This is a genomic window from Vogesella mureinivorans (assembly GCF_007644035.1).
Taxonomy (GTDB): domain Bacteria; phylum Pseudomonadota; class Gammaproteobacteria; order Burkholderiales; family Chromobacteriaceae; genus Vogesella; species Vogesella mureinivorans.
In genome coordinates this window covers 1-260 of sequence record NZ_VMTV02000970.1, presented here as the reverse complement: position 1 = coordinate 260, position 260 = coordinate 1, and the positions used below count along the sequence as shown (strand labels likewise).

At 71.9% G+C, this 260-nt stretch carries 1 protein-coding gene; it reads left to right on the top strand.

All coding sequences use genetic code 11. The annotated features are described in order from the left end of the window. Nucleotides 1-192 (top strand): ATP-binding protein (locus tag FLQ44_RS21735; protein WP_240801377.1); only part of this gene is annotated, 192 nt, incomplete at its 5' end. Between the last annotated feature and the right edge of the window lie 68 nt (nucleotides 193-260).

The window sequence follows — 260 nt, the reverse complement described above, 5'->3', positions numbered from 1 at the left end:
CGGGTGTCTTGGAGCCGCTCGGGCGGCTCTGGCGGCACCGGGCTCGGGCTGGCCATCGTCAAGCACTTCCTGCAGCTGCACCAGGCGCAGCTGTCGTTCGACAGCGAAGTCGGCCTCGGCAGCCGCTTCTGCTGCGTATTCGATGCCCGTCACCGTCTCGCCCGCGAGGCGAAAGGCGCGGACGCCGCCTGACGTAGCCGGCGCCGGCCGATCAGCGCCCCATTCCGCGCCGGCAGTTCCGGCATCATGGGCCCCCACGC